Here is a 22924-nt window from a genome sequence, read left to right on the forward strand (position 1 = left end):
ATGTACTTGCTTATTATTGGTGAGTTCAACCTAAACATACGCGACTGCCTCCAGTATGAATACAGCGCTCTGTCGTGCCCAACCAAAACAATATGCTAAAAATATATGAGCGTGAGCACTATGTATGACTCGGACTCACTGGCAAAGTTCCCGAGATAAAAATCATTTTTCAATAATAGTGCGCGATTTATCTGCTGTGATACAGCAAAATTAATATACCTAAGTTACCGCAAAGCATCGCTTAGGTGGGCATTATAACGCTTACGACGCGGTATGTGTGAACCACCCGTCAAAAATGAACAAATGGAACAAAGTTTGGTAACATAACGTATCACCATAGGGATATGAAATCATTATGAACGGAAATCATGAACATCAATGTGATGTGCTTGTCATCGGCAGCGGGGCGGCGGGACTATCACTCGCATTGCGACTAGCCCCTCTCGGGAAAGTCATTGTCCTGAGCAAAGGACCACGTAGCGAAGGGGCAACCTTTTACGCGCAAGGGGGGATTGCCGCTGTATTTGACGAGTCTGACAGTATCGACTCCCATGTCGAAGACACCCAAATTGCAGGGGCTCACCTGTGTGATGAAGAGGTCGTTCGCTTCATCGCTGAAAATGCCAAACACTGTGTTCAGTGGCTGATTGATGGCGGCGTTCCCTTCGATCGCGAAGAGAGCGACAGCGATGATGCCCCTCGCTATCACTTAACCCGGGAAGGCGGCCATAGTCACCGTCGGATCCTCCATGCTGCCGACGCAACGGGCATGGCGGTACAAAACTCATTACAAGACAATGTCCACAGTCATCCCAACATCAAGGTACTAGAACGCCATAACGCATTGGATTTTATTACTTATCAAAAACTCGGGATCGCCGATCAACCCAACCGCATTCTTGGGGCTTACGTTTGGAACCGTAATCGTGAAGCCGTAGAAACAATACGGGCTAAATTTGTGGTTCTCGCGACAGGAGGTGCCTCAAAGGTTTATCAGTATACCTCTAACCCTGATGTATCTTCCGGCGACGGTATCGCCATGGCGTGGCGTGCTGGCTGTCGAGTGGCTAACCTTGAGTTTAACCAATTCCATCCAACCTGTTTGTTCCATCCCGATGCCCGTAACTATTTACTGACGGAAGCACTGCGTGGCGAAGGGGCATACCTGCGTCGCCCTGACGGTTCGCGTTTTATGACAGACTTCGATGATCGTGGTGAATTAGCACCACGTGATGTCGTCGCCCGAGCGATAGATTTCGAAATGAAACGCCTCGGTGCCGACTGCATGTATCTCGATATCAGCCATAAACCCGCCGATTTCGTTACCAAGCATTTTCCGACCATTTATGACAAGTTACTGACTTTCGGGATCGACATTACTCAAGAGCCCATCCCTATTGTGCCTGCCGCACACTATACCTGTGGTGGAGTAGTCGTCGATAAAGCAGGCCGCACCGATCTGGAGGGCCTCTATGCGATTGGTGAAGTCAGCTATACCGGACTGCATGGCGCAAACCGCATGGCCTCAAACTCTCTGCTCGAATGCGTCGTCTATGCGTGGGCGGCTGCCGAAAGCATTGCCCAAAAAATAGACAGTGTCAGCATGCCCCCCTCTCTGCCCTGCTGGGATGAAAGCCAAGTCGGTTGCTCAGACGAAGAAGTGGTGATCCAGCATAACTGGCATGAACTTCGCCTTTTCATGTGGGACTACATGGGTATTGTCCGCTCCACCAAGCGCCTTGAGCGCGCAATGCGCCGCATTCAATTGCTTCAGGATGAAACCCACGAATACTACAGCAATTTTAGAGTCTCAAATAACTTGCTTGAGCTGCGTAACCTGCTTCAGGTGGCAGAGCTGATGGTGCGCTGTGCGTTGGAGCGTAAAGAAAGTCTCGGACTCCATTATACGCTGGATTATCCCGAGACTACGGGTCAGGCTAAACCGACCATCCTCACCCCAGAACAACCGTGTTAATCGTGATATAGGGAGGACCCTCACCGGTATCATCGTCGCCAATGAAAGCGAGAGAGCCCCTCTCGCTTTTTTCATCACGAATAACCGTTGGCAACTTATTGACCGCCCGAGGGTGAGATCAAATATCATCAGTCACCGATATTGTCGGCATAGTGGGCAAATAAAGCCAGACTCCGGTATGCCTGCAGATGGCAGCTATCAGAAGCTATCACCACCCAACAATACTCCGATTCATGTTGCAGCCGTAACACGAGCAACCATGCCGTACGGATCTTTGCTTCCTGCAATCGCCAAGTTTGTTGCTGCCAATCAATGTCAGCTTGGCGAGAGATAAGCAATCGGCCCTGCTTCTGACAGTATTGACACGCCAGATGCCAGCCTTCATGCCAAAGTAACCATAGACCAGTAATTGTGAGGGAGACGGGGAGTTCTGAATGTAATGGGGAGAGTAATAAGAGACAAGCCACACTGACATACAGCCATGCCAGTGCGGTAAGAATTCGCTGGGAAGGATATAAGGTTATATCAGCGTAATTTGCTGTTGTTAAGGGCGACAATCTTATCCACCATGGCAGCATGAGCAGGGTTGTCACTACGACCGTGCTGCATCATCCAAGTAAACAAATCAGGATCATCGCAAGTAAGTAGTGAAATAAAGTCTTGCTGCTCTTGCTCTGGCAGTACATCAAAGCACTCTTCAAAAAAAGGCATAATGAGCACATCCAGCTCAAGCATCCCGCGGCGACACGCCCATTTTACGCGAGCCTTTTCGTCTGCTTTCAACATTTCATAACCTCAAACATCTGTCTCGGAACGGCCTCAATGATCAGGAGAAAAAGCCTCATGCTCAGCCAGCCCCACACATTTACAATTCGTCTAATACTAGCAGCCCCCCTTCCCGCCGACTATGAGCCAGCGCAACCAAACGACCAAGTTGAGAGCTAGGATCTATTTTATCCCACTCGATTCGGTCAAGCCTTCACCGCTGTCCGTGATGATCAGATCGCCGCACTAGCGTATTGATGCTGACAAACCGGACAAGTGGCTTTACCATAACCCTATTCCTATTTCTGTCGCTGATATCATGGACATTTTATGAGCACCTGGTCTGAACACCTTAATTTTACGCCCCTTGCCCTTGCACCAGCAGACAAACTGCCTGAGTTGGCCCTTGTTGATCTGGCCTGCTGGGCACTGATCACCCTGATTGGGGATGACAAGAAGTCTTACCTTCAAGGCCAAGTTACCTGTGATGTGGTGGGTCTCAACCCGAGTCAGTCAACATTGGGTGGCCACTGTGACGCAAAAGGCAAACTGCGTACCATTTTCCGCCTCTTTCATCACAATGATGGCTATGGTTTCATTCAGCGTCGCAGCCTGATGGATACCCAGCTCCCTGAACTCAAAAAATATGCTGTATTCTCTAAAGTTGAGATCGCAGCCAGTAACGACATTCTGCTGGGTTTAACGGGTAGTGATGCGACTCATCGTATCAACAGCCTATTTGGTGGAGAAGGCGATGTACGTGCAATTACTGGAGGTAGCGCAGTCAAAATAGATGAACAACGCTGGTTGTTAGCTATCGCACCAGAACATGCTGTCGCCTTGGCAGAACAGCTGGCACAAAATGCTGTACTAAGCACCGATCTGCTGTGGGATCTCTATGATATTCAGGCGGCTATCCCGCGTATTGAGGCCACTACCGAACTGACCTTCATTCCACAAGCACTAAACTTGCAGGCGTTAGATGCAATCAGCTTCAAAAAAGGCTGCTACACCGGTCAAGAAACTGTTGCACGAGCGAAATATCGCGGGATCAATAAACGTGCAATGTATATCGTCAGCGGGCCTGCAGCCCACAGCCCACAAGCGGGTGATACACTGGAACGCAGCGTGAGTAATAGCTGGCGTAAAGGCGGCACCGTAATTGCTGGCTACCTATTTAATGACGGTACGGCTATCGCACTGGTGTGCCTACCTAATGATCTGGAAGCCGACACTGTATTTCGCCTTGCAGAGCAAGACGCTCACTGGCAGCTGCTCCCACTGCCTTACTCGCTTGACGATAACGCCTAAGCTATGCAGACACCTGTTACCATGTTTCTGGAAAAGGAAGGGGTGGAATTCCGCCTCCTTCCCCATAACCAACCGGCCAGAACTATCGAAGAGGCTGCGCGTGAACGCGGAGTGGATCCTGAGCAGATGGTGAAATCCATTTTGCTCAAAGACATGAGCGGCTTTCACGTTTTGGCCTGTGTGCCCGGCCCCGCACAGGTTGACCCGACCAAGGTGCGAGCCTTATTGGGCTGCCGCAGAATGACCTGTGCGGATGCCAGCGATGTAGAAAAGATCACAGGGTTAGTCATTGGCACTGTTGCGCCAATAGGCCTAAAGCGCCCACTGCCACTGATTTTCGATCACCGGATTAGCCAGCAACTCAAGGTCAACATCAGCAGTGGGGATCGAATGGCGGGAATTGAACTGGCCACCGAAGATTTACTGCTACTTTGCGACCCTATGCTGGCAGATATCTGCCGTTAGTCATGAGAAGGGAATAAACAGACGATGAATAACATCAACTGGCGCGGTGTCGATCTTAACTTACTGATCGCTTTTTCCGCCTTAATGGAAACCCGCAGTGTCACCAAAGCGGCCGCCAAGCTGTCTATGGGGCAATCAGCCATGAGTCATAATTTGTCTCGGCTCCGGATCTTAGTTAATGATCCACTGTTTGAACGCCATGGCCACCAGATGATCGCAACGGATAAAGCGCTTGATCTCGCCCCCGTGGTTGAACAAATCTTGCAGTTAGTCACCAGCGAGATCCTCCAGCCCGGTGATTTTTCACCACAAAGCTACCAAGGTACATTTCGGATTGGTCTGACCGACTATGCCGAACTCCTGTTTGCACCTTCCCTGTTTGATGCGATTCACCACCAAGCGCCGCATTGTCAGCTCAGTTTTTGTAATATCGACCGCAATAACTATCAGCAAGCTGCCGAGGCGCAAAAAATCGATCTGATCATTGGTTCGATGAAAGATCTCCCCCGTGAATTTGACAGCCAGTACCTGTATACCGAAGATCATGTCTGTCTGTTCGATAGCAAGGCAACAGGCCTTACAACCCCGATTGATTTAGCCCGTTATATCCACACACCACAAGCTCTGGTCACCCCAGACGGTAAGCTCGCCAGTCAAGTCGATAACCAGTTACAGCAACAGGGATTCCATCGCCATATTGCGGTCGGCTCCAGCAGCTTCTTAACGGTCCGGCACTTGCTTACTGGTCGTAACCTGCTCTGCGTGGTGTCGACACTGATGGCCAAGTTAGACGTCTTCCATGACAACCTCAGCCAATGCCGTCCTCCCGTGGAGATCGCCGACTTCGACATCAATATGCTCTGGCTACGGCGCAACGCGAACCATCCTCGTCAGGAATGGCTTCGTCAATGTGTCCATCGCACAATAACCAACCGAGTCACCGAATTACGTCAGATCCATTAAGATGATTGCGTTTTTTCAGGTTCTTGGATCTGATAGAGCTTGTGCTCATCACAGGGCTCTTTACAGTTACATTCTTTTTCAACACCGACATTGGCCAAGCCTCCGCAACTGCCCTGGATGGTTTTTTTCTTAAAGATCCAACCAATTGCCATTGCTGCAATCACCAATAAAAACACCACTACGGTCAACAAATAAGTCATAACTTGAATCCTCCCATTCGTGGCAACCCAACAACTCGCTCTGAGCCTGTCGCCTTCATGCCTATTTTAATTTTAGCGGGCTGTGAGGATTTTTTACTGCCACAACCGCAGCCGCATCCCCCTTTCTCACGCTTACAGGGACGCCCCTGCTCGGCAGCAACCAGCGCTTCACGTTGCACATCACCATTCAATACCGCAGCTAATGGCGTTCGCCCCGGCACCCGATAAACCGCGAAGCCTGCTGCCAATAATCTTGCTAGAGATCGCTGACCGACATTACCAAGAATGATCTCCGTGACACCATGACCAACCAACTGACGCTGTATCAGCTTCTTATGCTTACAGCCGACCGCTCGAGGATCTTCATTTACCATTTCGGTAATGCATTGCCCTTGACGATCATAAATCATAAACACGGCAGCCTTGCCAAAGTGACCCGCGACTTCCTGCCGGGGGGTGATTGCGATTGCTACTGACATCAATTATTCCTTCTCACTGTTACCCTGTGGGTATGACTCAAGCTCTAACGCCATTCCTTCAACCAATGCTTTAGCCACTTTATGCCGGGCGCTGGCAATAATATTGCCCAGCGTTTGGCGTGACACACCCAGTTCAATCGCGGCATCCTGTTGGCAGAGGCCTTTCAAATCAACCAGTTTAAGTGCTTCAAGCTCATCGAGAGCTAGACCAAGCACAGGCAATTGGGTCATCGGGACCCCGACAGGCTTGAAACAACTATAGGCTGGCCGACAACTGATCCGGCGCTGTATTTTGGGTCTAGGCATTTCGGTCCTGCTTCACGTCCACAAAAAGCCCATTATTGGCATATGCCAATAATGGGCTTTGATCTAAAACAGTAAATATTCACTTCTTTATCTCAGATCAGACCATTCGTTCAATTCAGCATATTTAACTGAGCAGAAACCAAAACAGACGAATAATTGACGATCCCCACCAATACAAAGCAAAGCACCGCTTGTATGCATTATGTGCAATTCACTTTAAAAGCATTGCTAAACCATTAAAAAACAAACATTAATAAAAAACATCATATTTCCACAGAAAAATAACGCGGCAGATAGACGTAATGACAATTAATACTGAACAGAATAATAATCTAAAGAGATAGCTATCAGTAAAAGAATTACAAAACCAAGATCTATTTAACATTGGTATTATGCTGAAGCCATCACAAAAGTGTCATGCATATTGTTTTATAATTATTGACGTCAAATACATAGGGAAAGGTTGGCTTAATATGCGCATGTTCAAACGCTACGTGCCAAAAATGATCGCAAAGCACGTCAGTCGTTTATTCAGTGGTAGACTCTACATTGATGGTCGTGGAGGCTATGAATTTAACAATGGATTGTTGAAGGTTCCCGTCAAAGCTCAGCAGCATCATTATCAGACCGTGAATGAAATCAATCAGGAAATCAGGCGAATGAGAGAGAGCACCTGCTAACCCGTTCTTTATTTTATAGGTTCCGATAAAAAAAGCTCACCAATGTGAGCTTTTTAGATTTTTTACTCATCATCAGCCACCAAATCAATATAATTATCCGCATCCAGCAGATCATCCAATTCGGTGTCATCCTCAACTTTAATCTGAAAAAGCCAACCATCACCATAGGGATCACTATTGAGCAATTCAGGGGCATTCTCCAATTCTTCATTAATGGCGATCACATACCCGGTAAGTGGCGCATAAACATCAGAGGCAGCCTTCACCGATTCTGCCACCGCACAATCCTCACCGGCATCTGTCGCACTGTCGACTTCGGGAAGCTCAACAAACACCATATCGCCGAGCATCGACTGGGCATGATCGGTAATACCGATGGTATAAACACCCTCACCTTCAGGACGGATCCATTCGTGAGTATTGGTATACATCAATTCAGAGGGAATATAACTCATGATAAAACTTCCTTATAAAAGCTTGCCTATCACCGTACTTTTATTGCCAGTCCAACAGCAATATCAGCAACTGTAAATAGCTCAAATCAATCAGTTTTTTCGCCAGTAACGCACCGCGTTGGACGCATCGGTATACACACACTAGCTGGGTATAAATATTTCCTGATATTTACTGTAGGTGAAAAAATCGGAAAACGGATCAAAAAATTCAATTTCATACCAACACATTGAATAGACATAAAAAAACCGCCTTCTCAACGGCGGTTTTTTTATCTACGAACAACACAAGTATTAACGCTGCGCTAGCTCTGGCAGCTCTCCAGACAAGCCTAATGCGCGTCGCATAAATTCATCTTTGACACCAGGCGTGATATCGGCAAGTAACATACCCAGATCTCGAACCAATTTTTTAGCCGGATGACTTCCAGAAAACAGATCCTTAAAACCTTGCATTGCCGTGATCATCTTGGCGGCTTCAGCCTTACGCCAACGTTCGTAATGACGTAAATGCACTTTCTTTCCGATATCTTGCTCTTGCTGCCATAACTGCTTGAGCTCTTGCGCCAAACTAGCAGCATCGAGTAATCCCAAGTTAGCACCTTGACCAGCTAAAGGATGAATCGTGTGTGCGGCATCGCCAACCAATGCCACGCGCTCGCGAACAAAATCACGGGCATAGCGCATTTTGAGCGGAAATGCCTGTCGCGCTCCCACCACCTGACATAAACCCAGTTGGTTATCAAAAGCAACCGTCAAATGCTGATTAAACTCCGCCTCTGGCATCGCCATCAAAGCCTTAGCCTCTGCGGGTGGCAACGACCATACAATCGAACACAGATCTGGCTCAGCGAGCGGTAAGAAAGCCAGTGGTCCCTGTGGTCGGAAGATCTGCCGAGCCATCTGCTGGTGAGCCTCCGAGGTGCGAATATTGGCAACAATAGCGCTATGACCGTAATCCCAGTGCGTTAGTGGTATATCTAACTGCTGACGCAGCCAAGAATTAGCCCCATCGGCACCCACGACTAGCTTTGCGGTCAGGTTTTTCCCCGACGCCAAGCTCAGCCACGCTTCACTTTCACCAAAGGCAATGCTCTGGCATCGCTCAGGAGCCAGTAGTGTGACATTGGGTAAACCTTTGACCTTATCCATCAACGCTAGCTGTACAACCCGGTTTTCGACAATATGCCCCAGATCCGGCTGGGCCAGGTCAGCGGCAGCAAACTGAATACGGGCAAAGCTGTCTTGCTCCCACACCTGTATTTTGTCATAGGGTGAAGAACGACGAGCTTCAATCCCCTCCCAGGCTCCGACACGGCGCAAGATTCGCTCACTGGCACGACTTAGCGCAGAAACACGTAAATCAGGCAGTTCTGCCAATTGAGGCTCAGGTAATTGCCCCTCAATCACTGCGATCCGAAGCTCGGTGTCTGCCAATGCTGCGGCCAATGTCAGCCCAACCATCCCACCACCAATAATAGCGACATCTACACTTTGCATCATGGCTATCTTTCTACCTGTCCCATCGCCCGCCGTACCAGCGGAGCTTTCAATACATTAATCCTTTCCATTGCCATTAAGCCGATATTGCGACCGACAACGAAAGGCAGACTTTCTGTGGAAAAAAGACCAACCAATCCGGCAGTCATCGCGACGGTGGCCTCGCGGTCCGGCTCTCGGCGCTGACGATAGCGGCTGAGAATTTGCACGCAGCCCGGATCCTGACCGTCAGAAATCCCCGAAGCGATTTCCTCAGCCAAACTCAACACATCACGCAGGCCAAGGTTAAACCCCTGCCCGGCAATCGGGTGTAACGTCTGGGCAGCATTACCAATGACCGCGACCCGATGAGATGTCAACCGCTGAGACTGACGCAACACCAATGGATAGGCACAGCGCTTCCCCGGTTTGAGCAATTGTCCCAGCCGCCAGCCAAATGCCTGTTGCAGTTGAGCCAAAAACTCATCATCACTCCAGCCCATCACTGTTGCCTGATCCTGTGGCCGAACACACCACACCATCGAACTCCGGCCATCAGACATCGGTAACAATGCCACTGGCCCATGGGAGGTAAAGCGCTCAAATGCCCGGCCATGATGTGGCTCAGCTGTCGTCACATTAGCAATGACTGCAATTTGATCAAAATCGTAGTCACTACGGCCAATTCTCAGCATATCGCAACACGAAGACAATGCCCCATCCGCCGTGACCAGTAACTTGCCCTCAATTTCGTCGCCATTATCTAGCTGCACGCTGACCTGCTGCTGTTGCTGCTCGATGGCACGGATCGTGGCCGGACAATACAGATCAACCCGCTCACACGTGGCCAGAGATTGGTGGAATATCCGTCCTGCGTCCGTCAACTCGACCACATAACCGAGTGCATCAACCGCTTGCGAATAAGCATCAACATGTACCATACCAGCATGACCGCGATCAGAGACATGGATATGGGTAATTGCCGTTGCCAACGCGGCCAACTTTTCCCAGCAGCCAATCGACGCCAAAAGGTTAGCCGAGCCTAACGACAGCGCAATACTACGAGCATCATAACCCGGGTGTTGGTCAACACTCGGTGCGACAGCTTCTACCACCGCAATCGTTAACTGTCCGTTAGTGAGCTTATCCAGTGCAAGCGCTAACGTCGCACCCGCCATCGCCCCACCCGCAATGACAACATCGTAATGCTTCACATCCCGTCCCTTACTTACTCATTTGTTCCGTTCTTAATGCAGCGTCGGTTTATCAGCTGGCTTGTCGGCTGATATGTCGTCACTGTCGTCTATCGTCCCTCGCTGACTCAGGCCGATCAAGCAAGTTAGAACACAATCTGGTACATAATCAACCACATCATTAAACAGTAACGCCTGCTCGTCCATGTCTTCGTCTTCATCGATCCCAAGCTGAGAAATTTCCTCCAGCGCAGCGACAGCCTCGGCGACATCACCGGATAAAGCCTGCTTTTCCATTCCCATCAAACCCAGGCCTGAAATAAAGTTCGTCACCCACTCACTGAGAGCCTCAGCGCGCAGCATCAGCTCAGCATCATCTGCAGGCAATAACAGCGATACACTGAATTCAATCTCCGACAATTCAGCAGCCGTCGAGGTAAATAACGTTTGCGTTAAACTACCAAGTTCGCTTGCCGCGGCATCAAATACTGACCGTACCAGTGCTTTTGCACCGTCCAGCATCGGTTCACCCTGATTGGCGTAATCACAAATCGGCATCAGCCACTGTTCGCCATCGATTGCCAAACCACCGCAAATCATACCACTTAGCAAGCCATGCAGCTCCGAAGGGGTCACGGCAAGGCCTTGTACTTTTAGCATCGGCTCGAGGGTTTCGTAAGCTGGTAATTTTACGTCGCTCATGGGCTGTTCACCTTAATATCGTTGGTGTGGATCGTGTTTGTGTTATGCTACCACTTATACGAAAGATCAGTCACTCGGCAATTCCTGCCGCAGGGGCATGTTTGCCTCAATCTGGTTAAGATCTGATTAGTCAGACACAATTGAGCATAAAGCGTGATAAGCCTGCTTGCATGTTGATAGGGCTTTTTCTATATTTACCCTCTTAGCGCGTTCGTAAGCGGAATACCATATTGAGCTATCTGACACGGAGCAGATTAAAAGTTTATGAGTAACCAGGCAGTAGAAATTCAGGTATTTGGCCGTACCCTTAAGGTTAATTGCCCATCAGGTCAAGAAGTCGCTCTGCAAGCATCAGCGGCCGATTTTGACCAGCGCCTGAAAGATCTCGCCGAGCGAACCAAGATCAGCAATCAGGAACAGCTGTTAATTTTCACAGGCCTGAACATTTGCAACGAATTGTATAGCGAACGCCAAGAACAGCAGCGCAATGCTGAAAAACTGTCCAATAGAATCAAAGAGATGGAAGATTTATTGGAGAAAGCATTGCAATATCAGCCAGAGCGTTGATAATGAATTGACCCTGGGGTGTGCGTCAGCGGATTAACGTCCCCGAGCCGATAAGCAAATACCCAGGATCAGCTTTTATTAGCTATTGAGCATGCTCGGCTCGTACCGAGAAGCCTACGGTTAATGTTGCTGATCCACCTTGAACATCTGGTTCAAGGGCCACAATGCGCAACGGCACCCTGGGGCATACCTTCTTGTTTTACCAAAAACTTTTGTAAACATCGTTTTGTAGAAACCTTTACCCAGCATACCTTCTGTCATTGGATGACTTATGAGATCTGCGGTTCACCCATCGGCAACTCGCCAGCATATTCGTCAATTTATTCGTCAGAAACGCCGTGCCCTCAGTCATGCTCATCAGTGCCAAGCAGCAACCGATCTACTTCAACACGTCAAGCAATCAGAGACGATCTCTCAAGCTCAGCATATCGCGCTGTACCTAGCCAACGATGGCGAACTCGATACTCAGCCAGTGATAGAATGGCTATGGCTGCAAGGAAAGTCCGTTTACCTGCCTGTATTGCACCCATTTAGCAAAGGCAATTTGCTTTTTTTGCACTATACACCGACCACCAGAATGACCCTCAATCGCTACCAGATCAAAGAGCCTATTCTGGATGTACGGTTAGTCAAGCCCATAATCGAACTTGACGTCATCTTTACCCCCTTGGTGGCCTTTGACAATACTGGCCAGCGCCTTGGCATGGGCGGCGGCTACTATGACCGCACCCTCACTCGCTGGCACCTCCAGCGGCTTGGCCCACGTCCCATCGGTTTAGCTCACGACTGCCAACAGGTCGACACGCTCCCCTTTGAAAGCTGGGATGTTCCATTACCGGAAATAATCACCCCCTCATACCATTTTCACTGGTCAGCATAATTGCCAGTTACCACATAGCCCCAGACGCAAACGTTTGGTATTTTTGAACCACACCACTAACCCCAACCCTATGTTATTAATAGAATTATATTTTTGTCATCGATAAGCATAACGAACAAGCGGAGATAGGGACTGACTACACACAGTGCTTTGGCTATAATCAGCGCTCTGCGCAACAAATGTCATCACTAGGAGACAAGCATGACACAAGATGAAATGAAGAAAGCTGCCGGCTGGGCTGCATTGGAATACGTCAAAAAAGGCAGCATTGTGGGTGTGGGCACCGGCTCAACCGTCAATCACTTCATCGATGCATTGGAAACCCGTAAAGAAGAAATTAAAGGTGCGGTATCGAGCTCAATTGCCTCAACCGAGCGCCTGGAAAAGATCGGTATCCCGGTATTTGACGCCAATGAAGTATCAAGTCTGGATGTTTATGTCGATGGTGCCGATGAGATCAACAGTGAGTACGATATGATCAAAGGCGGCGGCGCAGCCTTGACCCGTGAAAAAATTGTCGCAGCTATCGCGAAACAGTTTATCTGTATTGTCGACAATACTAAGCAAGTGGATGTTCTGGGCCAGTTTCCTCTGCCAGTAGAAGTGATCCCCATGGCACGCTCATTTATTGGCCGTGAGCTAGTGAAACTCGGTGGTGATCCGGTTTATCGTGAAGGTTGTCTGACTGATAACGGCAATATCATTCTGGATGTCTACAACATGAAAATCACCGAACCGAAAATCATGGAAGACAAGATCAATGCACTTCCTGGCGTGGTAACGGTGGGTCTGTTTGCTCACCGTGGCGCAGATGTGCTATTGGTTGGTGCGCCTGACGGCGTCAAAACATTCGAAAAATAACTACTGAACCTATTTTCCTCTTAGGCGACGAAGGGAAATAGGTTTAATACGTTATTCACTTACAAAACGGCATAATATATGCCGTTTTCTATTATCAATCCTGTAATATTCTTACCCATTGTGGTTATTTTTTGGTAATTTAAAAGCCAGCATATAAGTAATCGTAAAGTGGTGCTCATGTATAGCCCGCATACAGGAAAATTGATCGTAGTCCTTTCCTGCCTCTGCCCTGCTCCATGGCCCCCTCTACTCTCAGTATTTAAGGATAAGTACCAATGGCTAAAATATCACTGGATAAAGACAAAATAAAAATTCTATTGCTTGAAGGCCTTCACCCTTCAGCGATCGAAGTGCTGCAGCAAGCTGGCTACAGCAATATTGAATATCATAAAGGCTCCCTCTCCGGTGATGAGCTACAAACGGCCATCGCGGATGCCCACTTTGTAGGGATCCGCTCCCGCACCCAACTGACCGAAGAAGTCTTCAGCGCAGCGAAGAAACTGATCGCGGTCGGCTGTTTCTGTATCGGTACTAATCAAGTTGATCTCAATGCCGCAGCAAAACGCGGGATCCCAGTGTTCAATGCCCCATTCAGCAACACTCGCAGTGTGGCTGAACTGGTCTTGGGCGAAATCCTGCTACTGTTACGTGGGATCCCTGAAAAAAATGCCAAAGCACATCGCGGTGAGTGGTTCAAATCCGCGGATCATTCATATGAAGCGCGAGGTAAACGTCTCGGGATCATCGGCTATGGCCACATTGGCACCCAGCTCGGTATTCTGGCTGAAAACCTTGGCATGAAAGTCTATTTCTATGATATCGAGAATAAATTATCACTCGGCAATGCCACACAGGTTCCGTCACTCTCAGAGCTGCTCAATAAATGTGATGTGATCAGCCTGCATGTACCGGAAACAGCAGGTACACAAAATATGATGGGGGCTGATGAGTTTGCTCGCATGAAGCCAGGCTCAATATTTATCAATGCCGCTCGCGGCACAGTCGTCGATATCGACTCACTGTGTAGTGCACTGGAAAGCAACCACATTGCAGGTGCTGCGGTCGATGTATTCCCAGAAGAACCACAGACCAACAGTGACCCATTTGAATCACCGTTGGCTAAATTTGATAATGTCTTGCTCACCCCGCATATTGGGGGATCAACCCAAGAAGCTCAGGCGAATATCGGGATCGAAGTCGCTGGTAAAATGGCCAAATACTCCGATAACGGCTCAACCCTTTCAGCGGTCGGTTTCCCCGAAGTATCACTGCCTGAGCACCGTAATTGCTCTCGCTTACTGCACATTCACGAGAATCGCCCGGGGATCTTAAACCAGATCACCACTATCTTTGCCTCTGAAGGGATCAACATTGCAGCTCAGTATCTGCAAACCGGCCCTGAAGTAGGTTATGTGGTGATTGATGTCGAAACAGAGCGTTCTGAAGAAGCACTGAAAAAACTCAAGGCCATCGACGGAACTATCCGCGCTCGGATCTTGCACTAGGTTCGAGGTTCGAGGTTCGAGGTTCGAGGTTCGAGGTTCGAGGTTCGAGGTTCGAGGTTCGGCAATATTATAAAAATGGGACACTGAAAAGTGTCCCATTTTTTTCATCGATGCTTTCTCTGGCTCGACCTGCTTTTCCTTTAGACTCGCACCTCGTCCCTGCTATTGTTTAGTCTTCCAGCTTAAACACGACCTCAACCTGATCACGAATGGTGATTTGACTGTCTTGGTAGCTCATATTGTTCTCTGCTGCACTGTCCATCGCCATCCGCATCATCACTGGGCGAGGCTGTTGTGCCTGATATGAGATCTCCCATACCCCATCCAATTTGGTACCGAAGCCTTTCGCTAGCGATTGGGCATTCGAAATTGCATCTTTAATGGCAGCCTGACGTGCTTGTTCAAGGTAAGCCTTCTCATTACTCACCTTAAGCTCAATATTATTAATACGATTTATGCCATCGCCCAGCGCACTATCCAGATAAGTGTTGAGGTTCTCTAACTTATTCACGGTCACTGTAATAAACCGGCTAGCACGGAAACCTTTAAGCTGAGGCTCCTGATCTTTAGGATAACTGTATTGTGGCTGCAAACTGATATTCGCACTTTGGATTTGGCTACGATCGACCCCTTTCGCTAATAATCGTTCGACAAATGCAGTAACAGCACGATCCACCGTCTGCTTCGCTTCTTTTGCCGTCGGACGAATTTCTTCCACCGCAACAGTGAATACCGCCATATCAGGCTGAACCGTGATCTCACCGCTACCGGTCGTTTCAATATGAGGAACAGGCACATCAGCCAAAGCCATGCCACTGGTACCAAGTAGACCCAAGCCAATCATCACTGCAACAAGTTGTTTTTTCATCAGAGTCGTCCTGTTATTCGTCTTATATTATGTCTCTGGCTGATTGGACAACAAGAGGCCACAAAAAATTCCCTTTAATTATAACTTTTTTGTACATTGTTTTATTGTGACGATGACCGATCATGAAATTCACCGTTTCCAGACTACATCCGTGATAGGACAATATCAGGACAGCAACGAATCTTTGGCATGTATCAGATATAAAAAATGGAGCCCTCAGGCTCCATTTTGACTCAGCAAATCAAGATTAGCTTTCTAGCTTGTTCAGATGCACATCCATCTGTGGAAATGGAATTTCGATCCCTTCTTCATCCAGCGCTTCTTTAATCGCCTGAAGTAAATCGAAATAAGCGCCCCAGTAATCTTCAGTGTTCACCCAAGGGCGCACAACGAAGTTAACCGATGAATCGGCTAGGGCAACCACACCAACGGTTGGTTCTGGATCTTTCAATACACGCGGATCCGCAGCAACCACACGCTCAAGTACTGCTTTGGTCTTTTTCAGATCAGCCTTATAAGACACACCAATCACAAAGTCGATACGGCGCGTTTTGTGGCGAGAATAGTTAGTAATTGGACCACCAATCACCGATGCGTTTGGTACCACAACCATTTTATTATCAGGTGTATTTAGAATGGTCGAAAATACCTGAATTGCTTCAACTGAGCCTGATACGCCGCCAATTTCAACGAAATCACCGGATTTAAAAGGACGGAAGGCAACAATCAATACGCCAGCAGCAAAGTTAGACAACGAACCTTGCAGTGCAAGACCAATAGCCAGACCCGCGGCACCAATTACAGCAACCACAGAGGCCGTCTGCACACCGACACGGCCCAAAGCGGCAATCAGAACAATAACAAATAACAGGTAACGAACGAGCGAATAAAGGAATTCGACGACTGCACCATCCATGTCTTTCTTGCGTAGCATTTTCGCTACACCATTGGCGATACCTTTGGTGACGATATTACCGATAAACAAGATCAGTAAGGCTGAAATAATATTCACACCATATTGGATTAAGAGATCATGATTATCAGCCAACCAATTACCCGCATGTAATACGCCATTGGTTATATCATTGTCTTTCATTGTTTCAACCACCGTATCTTTTACGGTTGTTGCAATACTATCACTCATATTGACTTCATCCTGCTCTGGTCATTGTTATGCTCATTGACTCAGTCAATGAACCCACAAATAAACTAAAACGCTATATACATTGTTAACTTATGTAATCTCTAACAACCTATACTGTTATCACCCTATCAACAATGATACTGGCATAACTCATATTGTGCTGGTCGCGACTATTTTGTGCGCGGGATAATACCGCTCTCGGTCAATAACACCAACAAAAAATTTGACCGTTATCACACTTTAATTTAGGCCCGACATTCTGACACTTATAAAAAAAGCCCGCACTTGGCGGGCTCTTTATATCAATGCATCAGACACTACAATTATAGTACGTCGATTGCGTTTAGGTCAGCAAATGCTTTTTCTAGACGTGCAACCATTGACGCTTGACCTGCACGTAGCCATACGCGTGGATCGTAGTATTTTTTATTTGGTGCTGCTTCACCAGTTGGGTTACCGATTTGGCCTTGTAGGTAATCGTGGTTCTCAGCTTCGTAACGACGAACGCCATCCCATGATGCCCACTGTGTATCAGTATCGATGTTCATTTTGATAACACCGTAGCTGATAGACTCTTTGATTTCTGCTTCAGAAGAACCAGAACCACCGTGGAATACGAAGTTTAGAGCGTTAGGTGCAATACCAAACTTCTCTGCACAGTATGCTTGAGAGTCACGAAGGATAGTTGGAGTCAGTACAACGTTACCTGCTTGGTAAACACCGTGTACGTTACCGAAAGATGCCGCGATAGTGAAACGGTGGCTGATTGGGCTTAGTGTTTCGTAAGCGTATGCAACGTCTTCTGGAGAAGTGTATAGCTCAGAAGAATCCATATCTGAGTTATCAACGCCGTCTTCTTCGCCACCAGTACAACCTAGTTCAAACTCTAGAGTCATACCCATTTTTTCCATGCGAGCTAGGTATTTAGCACATGTAGCGATGTTCTCTTCTAGAGACTCTTCAGAAAGGTCAATCATGTGAGAAGAGAATAGAGGCTTACCCGTTTCAGCAAAGAATACTTCGCCAGCGTCTAGTAGACCGTCGATCCAAGGAAGTAGTTTCTTCGCAGCGTGGTCAGTGTGAAGAATGACAGGCACGCCGTAAGCTTCAGCAACAGCGTGTACATACTTAGCGCCTGCTACAGCACCAAGGATTTGTGCACCTTGGCCTTCAAGTTTAACGCCTTTACCAGCGAAGAAACCAGCGCCGCCATTAGAGAACTGAACAACAACAGGTGCTTTAACTTTAGCTGCCGCTTCAAGAACACCATTGATAGTGTCAGTGTTAACAACGTTAACCGCTGGAAGTGCAAAGTTATTCTCTTTTGCTACTGCAAATACTTTCTGTACGTCATCGCCAGAAATAACACCAGGTTTTACGAAATCGAAGATCTTAGACATAACAATAGTCCTATTTACCTTGTTGTCTGTGTGAATTTAACTCTTTGCAAACGTTTGCTACTGATCAGTATTCTATAAAAACCTGACCCAATGCACAAACGTTAAAGTACGGGAGCATCATGCTCCCGTCTTGATTTATTACGCTTTTGCACGCTCTTCTAGCATCGCAACAGCTGGAAGTACTTTACCTTCAACAAACTCAAGGAATGCACCACCGCCAGTCGAGATGTAAGAAACGTCAGCTTTGATACCGAACTTGTCGATTGCTGCTAGCGTATCACCACCGCCAGCTACAGAGAAACCTGCAGACTTAGCGATTGCTTCAGAGATACCTTTAGTGCCCGCTTCGAAGTTCTTGAACTCGAAAACACCTACAGGGCCATTCCAAAGGATAGTTTTTGCGTTAGCAATGATGTCTGCTAGAACAGCCGTTGAATCTGGACCTAGATCGAAGATCATGTCGTCATCTTGAACGTCAGCAACGTTTTTGATTTCAGCTTCAGCGTTTTCATCAAATGCTTTTGCACAAGCAACGTCTGTTGCAACTGGAATTGCGCAATCTTTCATTAGCTTCTTAGCCGTTTCAACGAGGTCTGCTTCGTATAGAGACTTACCTACATTATGGCCTTCAGCTGCGATGAATGTATTCGCAATACCACCGCCAACAACTAATTGGTCAGCAATTTTAGATAGCGACTCAAGAACAGTCAGCTTAGTTGAAACTTTAGAACCACCAACGATTGCTACTAGAGGACGCTCAGGGTTGCTCATTGCTTTGCCTAGCGCTTCTAGCTCAGCCGCTAGTAGCGGACCAGCACAAGCTACAGGGGCGTGCATGCCTACACCGTGAGTCGATGCTTGTGCACGGTGAGCCGTACCGAATGCATCCATTACGAATACGTCACATAGCGCTGCGTATTTCTTAGAGAGTTCTTCTTCGTTTTTCTTCTCGCCTTTGTTAAAGCGAACATTTTCCAGAACCACTAGTTCACCTGCATTTAGCTCTAGGCCATTCAGGTAGTCTTTTGCTAGTTTAACGTCGCAATCAAGTGCGTCGTTTAGGTAATTAACAACAGGAGCTAGAGAGAACTCTTCTGCATATTCGCCTTCAGTCGGACGACCCAGGTGAGAAGTAACCATTACTTTTGCACCAGCTTCTAGGCAAAGCTTGATGGTTGGTAGTGATGCAAGGATACGAGCATCTGAAGTTACTTTACCGTCTTTTACTGGAACGTTTAGGTCAGCACGGATAAATACGCGTTTACCTGCAAGATCCAGGTCAGTCATCTTGATTACAGACATGGTTTGTCCTCTCAACATTAATTAAATTAAAAATCAAAGTTTTGCCAGCTCAGCGTCACTGCCAAGCCCTACGAATTCTTATTGCTTGCCCTCATCCGATATCACACTATCGGCGGCTTGCATGGCTAACGCGGTATCTAACATCCGGTTAGCAAAACCCCATTCGTTATCACACCACACCAGCAATTTAATCAAATGCTGGTTACTCACGCGGGTTTGAGTACCGTCGACAATCGCGCTATGGGGATCGTGATTGAAGTCAATAGAGACCAACGGTACTTCGGTGTAATCAACGATGCCATCTAATGTACAACGAGACGCATCTGCCAGTGTTTGATTTACGTCATTAACTTTCACATTTGTTTTTACAGTGACACTTAAGTCCATGGCAGTAACGTTAATTGTCGGTACGCGCACAGAAATTGCTTCAAACTTGTCAGAAAGTTTCGGGAAAATGCGTCCAATGCCCAAATGAAGTTTAGTATCAACAGGGATTATTGACTGGCTCGCTGCCCGGGTGCGCCGTAAATCAGCATGGTAGGCATCAATAACCTGTTGGTCATTCATGGCCGAGTGAATGGTGGTAATGGTACCAGATTCAATGCCAAACTTTTCGTCAAGCACCTTAATAACAGGAACAATACAGTTGGTGGTACAAGAACCATTAGAGACTATCTTGTGCTCGGCGGTGAGCGAGTCATGGTTGACACCATAAATTATGGTATTGTCGATGTCAGTTGCAGCAGGATGGGAAAATAACACTTTGCGGGCACCGGCTTTTATATGGGCCTCGCCATCGGCTCGTGAGCCGTATACCCCGGTACAATCAAGAACAATATCAATATCGAGATCTTGCCAGGGAAGAAGATTGATGTCGCTTTGATGAAGAATTCGGATACTGTCTTGCTCGCCATTTTCATGAGCCACAAACAAGTGCTCCTGATCATGACTGACAGGTTTAAAAAAGCGACCATGGCTGGAATCATACTGGAGCAAGTGAGCCATCGCTTCCGGCTCAGCCAACTCGTTGACTGCGACAACCTTGATCTGGTGATACTTACCGCTTTCGTACAATGCTCTGATCACACTGCGTCCAATGCGGCCGAATCCATTTATTGCAACTTTTAGTGTCATATCCGTGCTACAAAATTAACAAGCCGGATTAGTGTATACCAAGCCCCCCTGATAATCACCATAATTGTGAGCAGAGTCACCAATGGGAATAAAATCATTTTAATCAAAAGCTTGCATGCCTTACTGCCAGTTCATATTGGATTTAACCATGATCTTACCCATGACGAAGATCTCATTTTTAAAAAAAAAAGACCTCACAAGGAGGTCTTTTTTTTCTCTTCAAAATAAACCGCAGCCATCACATCAGTAATTCGACGAGTACCGTTTATTCTCGATCCGGTTTTAAGCCAGCAACTCTTGTGCTGTCTCAACCACGTTTTCAACCGTGAAACCGAACATTTTAAATAGCTCATCTGCAGGAGCAGATTCACCGAAAGTTGTCATGCCGATGATCTTGCCACCGAAGCCGACATACTTGTACCAGAAGTCAGCAATACCCGCTTCAATCGCAACACGTGCTGTGACATCTGATGGTAGTACTGATTCACGATAAGCTGCATCTTGCTTGTCGAATGTATCTGTTGCCGGCATAGACACGACACGTACCGCTTTACCTTCTGCTGTTAGTTGCTCTGCGGCTTTCACTGCAAGCTCAACTTCAGAACCCGTCGCGATCAGGATCAGCTCTGGCTGACCGTCACAATCTTTCAGAATGTAACCACCCTTCGCGATATCAGCTACCTGTGCATCTGAGCGTGGTTGCTGAGCCAGATTTTGACGCGAGAAGATCAGTGCGGATGGGCCATCTTTACGTTCAATCGCCAGTTTCCAGGCAACCGCTGATTCCACCTGATCACATGGGCGCCATGTGCTCATATTTGGCGTCAGACGCAAAGAAGCGATCTGCTCAACAGGCTGGTGGGTCGGACCATCTTCACCCAAACCGATTGAATCGTGGGTGTAAACCTGAATGTTCTGCACTTTCATCAGTGCAGCCATACGCATCGCATTACGCGCATATTCCATGAACATCAGGAAGGTTGCACCGTAAGGAACAAAACCACCGTGTAGCGTGATACCGTTCATGATTGCCGTCATGCCGAACTCACGTACACCGTAGTGAATGTAGTTACCGGAGAAATCATCCGCTGTCAGTGATTTAGAGCCAGACCACATGGTCAGGTTGGATGGCGCAAGGTCAGCAGATCCACCCATGAATTCAGGTAGCATCGCACCGAATGCTTCTAGGGCATTCTGTGATGCTTTGCGAGAAGCAATGTTGGCAGGATTCGCTTGCAGATCAGCAATGATTGCATTGGCTTTTTCTTCCCACTGTGCAGGTAGCTCACCGTTTACACGACGGGTGAACTCAGCCGCAAGTTCTGGGTAAGCTGCTGCGTATGCTGCGAACTTGTCATTCCACGTTGCTTCTTTCGCTGCGCCAGCTTCTTTCGCATCCCATTCTGCTGCAATATCAGCCGGGATTTCAAATGGGCCGTAGCTCCAGCCTAGGAATTCACGCGCCGCCGCAATTTCTTCAGCGCCTAGTGGAGCACCGTGGCAGTCGTGAGAACCGGCTTTGTTTGGTGAACCGAAACCAATGATGGTTTTAGTACAGATCAGTGTTGGACGACTGGTTTCTGCTTTTGCTGCCTCAATAGCGGCGTTGATAGCATCTGCATCATGGCCATCAACTGCAGGAATAACATGCCAGCCGTAAGCTTCAAAACGCTTAGGGGTGTCATCAGAGAACCAACCTTCAACGTGACCGTCGATAGAGATGCCGTTGTCATCCCAAAATGCGATTAGCTTACCTAGGCCCAGAGTACCCGCTAGTGAACACGCTTCATGAGAAATACCTTCCATCAGACAGCCGTCACCCATGAACACATAAGTGTTGTGATCAACAATCTCATGACCATCACGGTTAAACTGAGCGGCCAAGGCTTTCTCTGCCATTGCCATACCCACTGCATTGGTGATGCCTTGACCTAGAGGACCAGTGGTAGTTTCAATACCCGGTGCATAACCGTATTCTGGGTGGCCTGGTGTTTTAGAATGCAGTTGACGGAAATTTTTCAGATCATCAATCGACAACTCATAACCAGTCAGGTGAAGCAGAGAATAAATCAGCATTGAACCGTGGCCGTTTGACAAAATAAAACGATCGCGATCAGCCCACTGCGGGTTTTGTGGGTTGTGGTTCATGTGGCCACGCCACAATACTTCAGCAATATCTGCCATGCCCATAGGGGCACCCGGGTGGCCAGAGTTAGCTTGTTGAACACCATCCATGCTTAGGGCGCGGATTGCATTAGCTAGTGCTTTACGAGAAGACATGTCTGCTCCAGAA

At 47.8% G+C, this 22924-nt stretch carries 24 protein-coding genes and 1 other RNA gene; 10 read left to right on the forward strand and 15 right to left on the reverse strand.

Annotation, left to right across the window (positions count from 1 at the left end):
- Nucleotides 1-355 precede the first annotated feature (355 nt).
- Nucleotides 356-1975, forward strand: a complete 1620-nt coding sequence (gene nadB / locus L4D12_RS19990; protein WP_428449593.1) for an L-aspartate oxidase — start codon at nt 356-358, stop codon at nt 1973-1975.
- A gap of 128 nt (nt 1976-2103) precedes the next feature.
- On the opposite strand, the gene L4D12_RS19995 is transcribed toward nadB, so the two are convergent.
- Nucleotides 2104-2532, reverse strand: a complete 429-nt coding sequence (locus L4D12_RS19995; RefSeq protein WP_428449594.1) for a protein YgfX — start codon at nt 2530-2532, stop codon at nt 2104-2106.
- Nucleotides 2501-2761 (reverse strand): FAD assembly factor SdhE, encoded by a 261-nt coding sequence (locus L4D12_RS20000; RefSeq protein ID WP_428449595.1) that lies wholly within the window; start codon nt 2759-2761, stop codon nt 2501-2503. The genes L4D12_RS19995 and L4D12_RS20000 overlap by 32 nt, the downstream gene beginning before the upstream one ends.
- A 309-nt stretch (nt 2762-3070) precedes the next feature.
- On the opposite strand from L4D12_RS20000, the gene ygfZ reads away from it, so the two are divergent.
- From ygfZ to L4D12_RS20015, 3 genes are read left to right on the forward strand one after another with little or no spacing between them, the layout of a single operon-like run.
- A complete protein-coding gene (gene ygfZ, locus L4D12_RS20005) occupies nt 3071-4051 on the forward strand; it encodes a tRNA-modifying protein YgfZ (RefSeq protein WP_428449596.1) in 981 nt (326 codons plus the stop codon).
- Between the two features lie 3 nt (nt 4052-4054).
- Nucleotides 4055-4516, forward strand: coding sequence for an aminoacyl-tRNA deacylase (locus tag L4D12_RS20010; protein ID WP_428449597.1), 462 nt, complete (start codon nt 4055-4057; stop codon nt 4514-4516).
- Nucleotides 4517-4540: 24 nt separating this feature from the next.
- The gene (locus tag L4D12_RS20015) at nt 4541-5479 is read left to right on the forward strand and encodes a LysR substrate-binding domain-containing protein (RefSeq protein WP_428449598.1); all 939 of its coding nucleotides are present in this window, start codon (nt 4541-4543) and stop codon (nt 5477-5479) included.
- On the opposite strand, the gene nqrM is transcribed toward L4D12_RS20015, so the two are convergent.
- Genes nqrM through L4D12_RS20030 form a run of 3 tightly spaced genes read right to left on the reverse strand, consistent with a single transcriptional unit; the run spans nt 5476 to nt 6464 of the window.
- A complete protein-coding gene (gene nqrM / locus L4D12_RS20020; protein ID WP_428449599.1) occupies nt 5476-5679 on the reverse strand; it encodes a (Na+)-NQR maturation NqrM in 204 nt (67 codons plus the stop codon). The genes L4D12_RS20015 and nqrM overlap by 4 nt on opposite strands.
- Entirely contained in the window at nt 5676-6158 is a 483-nt protein-coding gene (locus tag L4D12_RS20025) for a NifB/NifX family molybdenum-iron cluster-binding protein (RefSeq protein WP_428449600.1), read from the reverse strand. The genes nqrM and L4D12_RS20025 overlap by 4 nt, the downstream gene beginning before the upstream one ends.
- Nucleotides 6159-6161: 3 nt before the next feature.
- On the reverse strand, nt 6162-6464 hold the full coding sequence (locus tag L4D12_RS20030) for a DUF134 domain-containing protein (RefSeq protein WP_428449601.1): 303 nt from the start codon (nt 6462-6464) through the stop codon (nt 6162-6164).
- A gap of 473 nt (nt 6465-6937) precedes the next feature.
- On the opposite strand from L4D12_RS20030, the gene L4D12_RS20035 reads away from it, so the two are divergent.
- Nucleotides 6938-7144, forward strand: coding sequence for a DUF1107 domain-containing protein (locus L4D12_RS20035; RefSeq protein ID WP_428449602.1), 207 nt, complete (start codon nt 6938-6940; stop codon nt 7142-7144).
- Nucleotides 7145-7206: 62 nt separating this feature from the next.
- Here L4D12_RS20035 and gcvH read toward each other — a convergent pair whose 3' ends face one another.
- The 4 genes from gcvH to L4D12_RS20055 form a co-directional block, all read right to left on the reverse strand.
- Nucleotides 7207-7590: a glycine cleavage system protein GcvH gene (gene gcvH, locus L4D12_RS20040; RefSeq protein ID WP_428449627.1), complete on the reverse strand. Its 384-nt coding sequence runs from the start codon at nt 7588-7590 to the stop codon at nt 7207-7209.
- A gap of 300 nt (nt 7591-7890) precedes the next feature.
- Nucleotides 7891-9099: an FAD-dependent 2-octaprenylphenol hydroxylase gene (locus tag L4D12_RS20045; RefSeq protein ID WP_428449603.1), complete on the reverse strand. Its 1209-nt coding sequence runs from the start codon at nt 9097-9099 to the stop codon at nt 7891-7893.
- Between the two features lie 2 nt (nt 9100-9101).
- On the reverse strand, nt 9102-10289 hold the full coding sequence (ubiH, locus tag L4D12_RS20050) for a 2-octaprenyl-6-methoxyphenyl hydroxylase (protein ID WP_428449604.1): 1188 nt from the start codon (nt 10287-10289) through the stop codon (nt 9102-9104).
- A gap of 33 nt (nt 10290-10322) precedes the next feature.
- Nucleotides 10323-10970: a UPF0149 family protein gene (locus L4D12_RS20055; protein ID WP_428449605.1), complete on the reverse strand. Its 648-nt coding sequence runs from the start codon at nt 10968-10970 to the stop codon at nt 10323-10325.
- Between the two features lie 264 nt (nt 10971-11234).
- Between L4D12_RS20055 and zapA the strand changes: the two genes are divergently transcribed.
- The 5 genes from zapA to serA all read left to right on the forward strand — a co-directional run bounded on the left by zapA (nt 11235) and on the right by serA (nt 14783).
- Nucleotides 11235-11537, forward strand: coding sequence for a cell division protein ZapA (zapA, locus tag L4D12_RS20060; protein WP_428449606.1), 303 nt, complete (start codon nt 11235-11237; stop codon nt 11535-11537).
- Nucleotides 11538-11544: 7 nt separating this feature from the next.
- Nucleotides 11545-11727: non-coding RNA, 6S RNA (gene ssrS, locus L4D12_RS20065), on the forward strand.
- A gap of 81 nt (nt 11728-11808) precedes the next feature.
- Nucleotides 11809-12417, forward strand: coding sequence for a 5-formyltetrahydrofolate cyclo-ligase (locus L4D12_RS20070; RefSeq protein ID WP_428449607.1), 609 nt, complete (start codon nt 11809-11811; stop codon nt 12415-12417).
- Nucleotides 12418-12618: 201 nt separating this feature from the next.
- Nucleotides 12619-13278 (forward strand): ribose-5-phosphate isomerase RpiA, encoded by a 660-nt coding sequence (rpiA, locus tag L4D12_RS20075; RefSeq protein WP_428449608.1) that lies wholly within the window; start codon nt 12619-12621, stop codon nt 13276-13278.
- 275 nt (nt 13279-13553) lie between these two features.
- The gene (gene serA, locus L4D12_RS20080) at nt 13554-14783 is read left to right on the forward strand and encodes a phosphoglycerate dehydrogenase (RefSeq protein ID WP_428449609.1); all 1230 of its coding nucleotides are present in this window, start codon (nt 13554-13556) and stop codon (nt 14781-14783) included.
- Between the two features lie 169 nt (nt 14784-14952).
- On the opposite strand, the gene L4D12_RS20085 is transcribed toward serA, so the two are convergent.
- The 6 genes from L4D12_RS20085 to tkt form a co-directional block, all read right to left on the reverse strand.
- Entirely contained in the window at nt 14953-15651 is a 699-nt protein-coding gene (locus L4D12_RS20085) for an oxidative stress defense protein (RefSeq protein ID WP_428449610.1), read from the reverse strand.
- Nucleotides 15652-15898: 247 nt separating this feature from the next.
- Entirely contained in the window at nt 15899-16747 is an 849-nt protein-coding gene (gene mscS, locus L4D12_RS20090) for a small-conductance mechanosensitive channel MscS (RefSeq protein ID WP_428449628.1), read from the reverse strand.
- A 371-nt stretch (nt 16748-17118) separates the two neighbouring features.
- Nucleotides 17119-18195, reverse strand: coding sequence for a class II fructose-bisphosphate aldolase (gene fbaA, locus L4D12_RS20095; protein ID WP_428449611.1), 1077 nt, complete (start codon nt 18193-18195; stop codon nt 17119-17121).
- A 138-nt stretch (nt 18196-18333) separates the two neighbouring features.
- Nucleotides 18334-19497, reverse strand: coding sequence for a phosphoglycerate kinase (locus L4D12_RS20100; RefSeq protein WP_428449612.1), 1164 nt, complete (start codon nt 19495-19497; stop codon nt 18334-18336).
- A gap of 78 nt (nt 19498-19575) precedes the next feature.
- Nucleotides 19576-20631, reverse strand: coding sequence for an erythrose-4-phosphate dehydrogenase (gene epd / locus L4D12_RS20105; RefSeq protein ID WP_428449613.1), 1056 nt, complete (start codon nt 20629-20631; stop codon nt 19576-19578).
- A 282-nt stretch (nt 20632-20913) separates the two neighbouring features.
- A complete protein-coding gene (gene tkt / locus L4D12_RS20110) occupies nt 20914-22911 on the reverse strand; it encodes a transketolase (RefSeq protein WP_428449614.1) in 1998 nt (665 codons plus the stop codon).
- Nucleotides 22912-22924 lie beyond the last annotated feature (13 nt).

Origin of the sequence: Photobacterium nomapromontoriensis (assembly GCF_050336815.1) — a bacterium.
GTDB lineage: Bacteria > Pseudomonadota > Gammaproteobacteria > Enterobacterales > Vibrionaceae > Photobacterium > Photobacterium nomapromontoriensis.